General features: G+C 57.3%; 6 protein-coding genes. 3 read left to right on the top strand and 3 right to left on the bottom strand.

Annotated features, from left to right (window positions below):
- Positions 1 to 364: 364 nt before the first annotated feature.
- A complete protein-coding gene (locus tag JJJ17_RS19460) occupies positions 365 to 790 on the bottom strand; it encodes a hypothetical protein (protein WP_200689442.1) in 426 nt (141 codons plus the stop codon).
- Positions 791 to 921: 131 nt separating this feature from the next.
- Here JJJ17_RS19460 and JJJ17_RS19455 point away from each other — a divergent pair, with 131 nt between their 5' ends.
- From JJJ17_RS19455 to JJJ17_RS19445, 3 genes are read left to right on the top strand one after another with little or no spacing between them, the layout of a single operon-like run.
- Entirely contained in the window at positions 922 to 2,457 is a 1,536-nt protein-coding gene (locus JJJ17_RS19455) for a recombinase family protein (protein WP_200689446.1), read from the top strand.
- Entirely contained in the window at positions 2,457 to 3,365 is a 909-nt protein-coding gene (locus tag JJJ17_RS19450) for a plasmid partitioning protein RepB C-terminal domain-containing protein (RefSeq protein ID WP_200689441.1), read from the top strand. Before JJJ17_RS19455 ends, JJJ17_RS19450 begins: the two co-directional genes overlap by 1 nt.
- Complete coding sequence (locus tag JJJ17_RS19445) at positions 3,362 to 4,282, top strand: plasmid partitioning protein RepB C-terminal domain-containing protein (RefSeq protein ID WP_200689440.1); 921 nt, start codon at positions 3,362 to 3,364, stop codon at positions 4,280 to 4,282. The genes JJJ17_RS19450 and JJJ17_RS19445 overlap by 4 nt, the downstream gene beginning before the upstream one ends.
- A gap of 305 nt (positions 4,283 to 4,587) precedes the next feature.
- On the opposite strand, the gene JJJ17_RS19440 is transcribed toward JJJ17_RS19445, so the two are convergent.
- Both JJJ17_RS19440 and JJJ17_RS19435 read right to left on the bottom strand, forming a co-directional pair.
- The gene (locus tag JJJ17_RS19440; protein WP_200689439.1) at positions 4,588 to 5,295 is read right to left on the bottom strand and encodes a hypothetical protein; all 708 of its coding nucleotides are present in this window, start codon (positions 5,293 to 5,295) and stop codon (positions 4,588 to 4,590) included.
- On the bottom strand, positions 5,279 to 6,802 hold the full coding sequence (locus JJJ17_RS19435) for a TniQ family protein (RefSeq protein WP_200689438.1): 1,524 nt from the start codon (positions 6,800 to 6,802) through the stop codon (positions 5,279 to 5,281). The genes JJJ17_RS19440 and JJJ17_RS19435 overlap by 17 nt, the downstream gene beginning before the upstream one ends.
- Position 6,803: the final 1 nt, after the last annotated feature.

Genomic DNA, 6,803 nt, shown 5'->3' with positions numbered 1-6,803 from the left:
CTGTCTCAGATAGAAACTTCGGTTGGAGGCGTGAGCGGAAACTCATCGAGCCTTACGTCAGCCTTCCTGCCGCAAAGGAAGAATAGTGGCCACTTGAGGAAGACTTTAGTGGCAATCCACACAACCGATTTGAAATTTCACCAAGTCTTGCTTTGTTCTCCTGAGAATCTTGAACGATTCCAGTAGCTTTGGCCAGTACGTTTTTTGCCGGCTGCCTTTTGTTTCACTTTAAGTGCATCGCACGCGTCTGGCTGGCTTACCTTTCAAACCATTTTCAGCTTGGCGTTCACAGCGTCCTCCCTGCGTTGTCATCCGCGTGGGATCGCTTCAAGTCCACCTCATCAGCATCCCGAGGTCCTAGGTATCATTTGCGGACGGTAAAGTCCGTCGCGACATGCGATGGATCGGTATAGTCTCCGGCCGGCAACCGGCGGACTGCCGCGAGGAGTTCCTCGATTGCCTGTTCCGCAGCCGCGAGCTTCATACCTACCATCAGCCCCTCCCGTCCAGCCATCGCCAGGAAAATTCCCAACACCTCATCAGAATGCCGCGCCAAGGCGACCAGATGCTCTCCGCTCGGACCGTATCTGCCGGCGAACCAGTTTTTCACCGTCTTTTCGTTAGCACCGGTCCAAGAGGCAACGACCTTTGCCCCCGCCCGAGCGTTTCCGAGGGATCGCTTCAGGGCTGATGCGATTTCATCTGCGAACCAATTGTCCGCCAAATGCTGACCGCCCCCAGCATACCTGCTTTCGCCTGGAAAGAAATTGCCCTTTTTCGGAAACGACATTCCGACCTCCCTCGCTTTACATGGATGAGGGAATCCAACCGAATCTTCGCGCGAATTGGATGAATTTGCTTTGAATAGTAAGGAAAAGGCGCTTGAGCAGTCGATCATCGATCAATTCCGCGAAGAGCGAGATGCCGCCCGAGATGGATGTGCCCGCGGTCGCCTATGTCCGGATGTCGACCGACCACCAGAAATACTCGACCGAGAACCAGCTCGACGTCATCCGCAAATATGCATCGGATCGTGGGCTCCAGATCCTGCGCGTCTTCGAGGATTCCGGTCGGAGCGGGCTTCGTCTTGACGGTCGCGAGGCGCTGCAAAATCTCATGGCCGAGGTTCAAACGGGTTATGCTGATTTCAAGGCGATCCTCGTCTATGACGTCAGCCGTTGGGGCCGGTTTCAGGATGCCGACGAAGGCGCGTATCACGAGCATGTCTGCTCGCGCGCCGGGATCCGCGTCCATTACTGCGGCGAGCAGTTCGAGAATGACGGCAGCATCGGCTCGAATCTGCTGAAAACCGTCAAACGGGTCATGGCGGGCGAATACAGTCGCGAGCTGTCGGTAAAGGTCTTCGCGGGCCAGTGCCGCCTTGTCGAACTCGGCTTTCGCCAAGGCGGTGCACCCGGATACGGATTGCGCCGGGTGCTGATCGACGAACGCGGTAATCTCAAGGGCAAGCTGTCGCGCGGCGAGCAGAAAAGCCTCCAGACCGACAGGGTCATTCTGGTTCCCGGTCCCGAGAACGAACAGGAGGTTGTTCGACGCATCTATCGCATGTTCGTAGAAGACGGCCGATCCGAGCGGGAAATCGCGGATACTCTGAACGCCGACGGACTTCGCACCGATCTTGACCGGCCATGGACGCGGGCGACGGTCCATCAGGTGCTGACCAGTGAGAAATACATCGGCAATAACGTCTTCAACAAGATTTCCTTCAAGCTGAAACAGCACCGGGTGGTAAACCCGCGCCAAATGTGGATACGCGCCGAAGGTGTTTATCCGGCCATCGTCGATGAAGCGCTGTTCCTGCGCGCCCGGGAAATTGTCGATACCCGCAGTTGCCATCTTTCCGATAAGGAGCTGTTGGACGCGCTTCAAGCTTTGCTGGCCAGCAAGGGCTTTCTGTCCGGGCTGGTCATTGATGAGCACGAGGACACGCCGTCATCGAGCGCGTTCCGGTCCCGGTTCGGCAGCTTACTGCGCGCCTATGAAATGGTCGGCTATCAGCCCGACCGGGACTACCGATACATCGAGATCAACCGCAAGCTCCGCGAGGCTCATCCACAGATCGTTGCCGACGTGATTGCTGGAATCGAAAACGCTGGTGGCAGCGCCGTTCAGGATCCCCGGACCGAGCTTCTGACCGTCAACGGCGAATTCACGGTATCGGTCGTGCTGTCGCGATGCTTCGAGACCGCGGCAGGCTCGCTGCGCTGGCGCATCCGCCTCGACACGGGGCTCTTGCCGGACATCACCATCGCCATACGCATGGACGAACTGAACGCGGCGCCACGCGACTATTACGTCCTCCCGAGCATCGACATGACCGCGGATCGGCTGCGGCTCGCCGAGCAAAACGGCCTGTCTCTCGATGCCTATCGCTTCGACACGCTCGATTTCTTCTTATCAATGGCCGGAAGGGCCAGATTTGCGGAGGTGGCCTGATGCCCGACGACATCCCGACCGATGCTTACAAGCATGTGACCCTCATCCCAACCGACATGATACGGATTCTCAATCCACGTGTGCGCAACCGGCGAACATTCGAGGAAATGATCGAGAGCATCGCTCGGATCGGCCTCAAGCGCCCGATCACCGTGACCCGGCGCGCGGACACAGAGCCAGCAGAATACGATCTCGTCTGCGGTCAGGGGCGGCTCGAAGCCTTTATCGAACTGAAGCAGGACGCCATCCCCGCCATCGTAATCGATGCCGACGAGAGTGATTGCCTAGTCATGAGCCTCGTCGAGAATTGCGCCAGGCGCCAGCATCGCGCGATCGATCTGATGCAGGAAATCGGCACCCTTCGGCAACGCGGCTATAGCGACCGCGAGGTTGCCAACAAAATCGGGGTCAGTTCCGAATACGTTAACATGATCGCCGGACTGCTGGAGCGCGGCGAGCAGCGCCTCGTATCAGCAGTCGAAACCGGAATCATGCCATTAAATCTCGCGATCGAGATTTCCAAAACTGATGACGAAGGGGCTCAGCGTGCCCTCATGGATGCCTATACCGAGAAGAAGCTGCGTGGGAAAAAGCTGACGGCTGTGCGGCGCCTGCTTGAGAGACGCCAGCGGCAAGGTCGGCGCATCGATGAAACGCCTTTCGGCCGCAAGGTTAACCGTAGCGAGCGTCCTTTAACCAGTGATGCCCTCGTACGAGCCTACCGGCAGGAAGCTGACCGCCAAAAGGTGATGATCAAGAAGTCCGAACTGGCCCAGAGCCGGATCCTCTTTGTTGCGGAAGCGTTCCGTGCGCTGCGGAGCGATGAGAACTTCCTGACGCTGCTGCGCGCGGAAAATCTCGAAGCTATGCCCACATATCTGGCAGAGCAATCGAGGACGAACCCATGACGCGAAAGGATCGCTGCCACTTTGACGCCGTCCTCCACAGCTTTGAGGACGCATGCGTGACGCTGCCCGTCAACGCTCTTTTGCCGGTTCGGACGCTTAGGAAAGCAACAAAATCGAGCAGAAAGTACCAGCAGATCGCCGCTTCGATCCGCGAAGTTGGCCTTGTGGAGCCGCCTGTGGTCGCTCGCGACCCATCAAATCCGGGTACCTTCCTTCTGCTGGATGGGCATGTTCGTATCGAAGTGCTGAAGGATCTCGGTATTGAATCAGTTGAGTGTCTGATTTCCACCGACGACGAAGCCTTCACCTATAATAAGCGGATCAGCCGGTTGTCGTCGATTCAGGAACACAGGATGATCCGCCGCGCCATCGAACGAGGCGTACCTGAAGAAAAAATCGCCAGAGCGCTGGACATCAATCCCCAGACCGTCCGCCGCAAGTTCCGCATGCTGAACGGAATCAGTGACGAGACAATTGCCATCCTCAAGGACAAGCCCTGTCCCATGGTGGTGTTCGAAACCCTCAGGAAGATGAAGCCGCTGCGCCAAGTCGAAGCCGCCGAACTGCTCGTTAATGCCAATAACTATTCGGCAGCTTATGCCTCTGCGATTCTGGCCGGAACCCCTCAGGCACAGCTGATGGAGGGCGCAAAACCCAAGCGTCTCAAGGGCATCTCACCCGAGGCAATGGCTCGGATGGAAAACGAGCTGGCGCGCCTTCAGGAGGCGATCACCTCTATCCAGGAGACTTACGGTCAGGATCACCTGCATCTGACCATCATCAAGGGCTACTTGGCGAAGTTGCTCGGGAACGCACGGATAGTGCGCTATCTGATGCATAATCGCCCCGAGTTTCTGACCGAATTCCAAGTGATCGCTGACATGACATCCACGCTGCCGCCAGAGGCGGCTGCCTGACCACGCTTCAACGACCGATGGGGACCCGGACCCAAATCAAGCGCGGGGACCGCAGGAGACGCCGCACTGTGGGGCGGATCGAGCGCGGTGGTGGGAATGGTGGCGAACCCGCTCGGAGCCCACCAGGCTGGTTCGAATTTTCGCCGGCCGCGTGACTGGCCTGACGTCAGTCATGATATGAGGCGGGCGTGCCGGGAAAGCACTGATGGATCCCGGCACGCCCAAGCGCTTGGCTCTGATGCGATTGCAATGCTTCGTTCTTGCATACATACCACCGGTCCAACCAGCTGACAGGGCAAAATGCTTCAGTCCCGGTATGGAGCCATTGCCTTAGCTTCGGTCTGCATCGGCAGATGATTGCGCGGAATAGGGACCGTACTGACCCATTCGCCCTCGCCACGCTCTCGGAATGTATGGACAGCACGCTCAATGATACCTTGGTCGATGACCGGCGCATTCACCACCATATGCAGTCCTATCCCGTAGCTGTACGAACGATCAATTTCAAAGGACTCATAGATATCTGGCGGGGAATCTTTCAGAATCTGCGATGCTGTGCGTTCCTGGTGCTCTCGTACCGTCAGGCCGTCGAGGGAGACATAGCGACGCGGTTCGGGAAAAATAACCCGATGCATTTTCTGGCCATGCACAGAAGGCATCGGCACGGTTTTCCAACTAAACTCTGCGTTAAATTCGGCCTCTGTCAGCAAGGACTGGGTTTGCTCCCAAGCCAGTTGGCTGACTTGGTCCCAGAATGCCATCTGCCCTGTGATGATCTCTGCATTCCAGATGGTGTGGCCATCCACGCCGAGGAACAGGAAATCGAACCACTGATTATAGATATCGGGTCGTCCGGGCTCATCCAGCGTTTGATGACTGGTGAATATACCGCCATAGCGCGGCATATCGCGCAGGATCCGCCACCGCAATTGAACGAAGGCGTCGCGCTGCCGGCGGCGGGAAAGCTCCCCAAAGGAGCGCTGAGACCTGCGACCTTTACTGAATCTTGCCATGGTTTTTCAGTCCTGTTGAGGCTGTTGACGCCAGCGCAGCCCTATTTCCGGGGAAAATGCGCAACCTTTCCAATACCGCAGCTGAGTCCTTCTCCGCGATGCCCAATGCGCCGAGTCCCTGTTTCCTGCGATCGTAGGTGAAGTTAACCTGAGCGGCATCAGCCGCCAGAAGTACATGAGATGTGCGCGTCCGGTGTGCGCGAGCAAAGATTGTCAACGGTTTGCAAGACATTTTCTTGCGTGTCTTTCGAATTCTTGCTGGAGCCATCCAGGTGCCCAGGAATGCATCCAAAGTCTCTGGCCTGAACCCAATCATTCTATTGTTGAACCGGAAATCTGGCAGCAAAAGCTGGTCCGCAATGAGCGTCCGCAAGACCTCGACACATATGCCCAGGTGACGCCCGGCATCTTGAGCGTTGAGTAGGTCTTTGAGCTTTGGTGCAAGCTCAGCGATCAGCGCAGGATCGACAATGTGGCTTTCCCCGGCTCGAATGTCGTATTGAGCTTTCAGCACCAGTGCCGTGATCTTCGTTCCAATGCCATGCTGCTTGCAAAGGGAGCGCAGCGTTGTCGGCTGAATGCCACGCGTCAGGATTCCGAAAACCTTCTCTTGCCCGGTGAAACGGAAATTCTCGCCTACGTATTCCGCCATGACTTCGCATATCGGCCGGTAAGCCGGTTGGTCCTTTCGAAAGTAGAACTGATTAAATGCCTTTCCGAAGGCCTTGCGATAATCGTTGCCATGCCGACCTCGCCCAATCTGATCGTGTAGAAATTCTTTCACGGTCGCTGGCCCCTCAATCAGAATGTCTGCTCCGATACATCCATGTGCCCGGCGCTCGTCAGCGGAAATATCTTGCCAGCTTGCGTTGGCGCCACGCGAAGCCATCGCGCCAAACACTTCCGCCGTGTGGATGATGACATCGAGCTGAAGATCGTCGATCCATCGGCCTGCATGCATCCCGCCCAACCGCTCTGATATATAGCACTCCATCGAGGTGGGGCGATCAGGTTGCCACATTGCCTTCTGTGCTGCCGTCAGCTGCAAGACCAAAGACGACAGATCCGGCTGGATGCGCGAAGCTTTGCGGGGGGTTATCGTCATCAGACGGATCTCGTGCTCGGCGCAAACGTGGTTCGCATCGATCAGCCAATCCGTGCGAGCAAGGCAAGCTGCTCTTAGATTTCCATCTGCTAAGTTACCCAGACAAGCCGGGCAAAATCGGAAGCGATCCTTGGCGCACATGACCTTGTTCCGGGGATCGGCGCCGAGCTGCAGCCGTCGGGGATTGCTGGCGTCGAGCGCGCCATTGCTGAGAGCGGCCGGGTCACAGCCTGCATATCTGGCCAGACGCTCGACGCTGTGCCTGTCCCCCATCAGCAAGGCGCGGAGGTCCAGATCGAACAGATAGGCCATCTCGGGAAGCGATGAGAGGCCTGACAGGCGGGCGATGCGGTATCCATAGGAAGCGACGGTTTCTCGCGTGTGCGGGGCAGGAAAGATCATC

The organism is Paracoccus caeni (assembly GCF_016629665.1).
Lineage (GTDB): Bacteria > Pseudomonadota > Alphaproteobacteria > Rhodobacterales > Rhodobacteraceae > Paracoccus > Paracoccus caeni.
This window is presented reverse-complemented; position numbering and strand designations above follow the sequence as displayed.

Excerpts from the sequence above, each read along its gene's own strand:
- JJJ17_RS19460 (WP_200689442.1), bottom strand. The coding sequence starts at position 790 with ATGTCGTTTCCGAAAAAGGGCAATTTCTTTCCAGGCGAAAGCAGGTAT.
- JJJ17_RS19455 (WP_200689446.1), top strand. The coding sequence starts at position 922 with ATGCCGCCCGAGATGGATGTGCCCGCGGTCGCCTATGTCCGGATGTCG.
- JJJ17_RS19450 (WP_200689441.1), top strand. The coding sequence starts at position 2,457 with ATGCCCGACGACATCCCGACCGATGCTTACAAGCATGTGACCCTCATC.
- JJJ17_RS19445 (WP_200689440.1), top strand. The coding sequence starts at position 3,362 with ATGACGCGAAAGGATCGCTGCCACTTTGACGCCGTCCTCCACAGCTTT.
- JJJ17_RS19440 (WP_200689439.1), bottom strand. The coding sequence starts at position 5,295 with ATGGCAAGATTCAGTAAAGGTCGCAGGTCTCAGCGCTCCTTTGGGGAG.
- JJJ17_RS19435 (WP_200689438.1), bottom strand. The coding sequence starts at position 6,802 with ATGATCTTTCCTGCCCCGCACACGCGAGAAACCGTCGCTTCCTATGGA.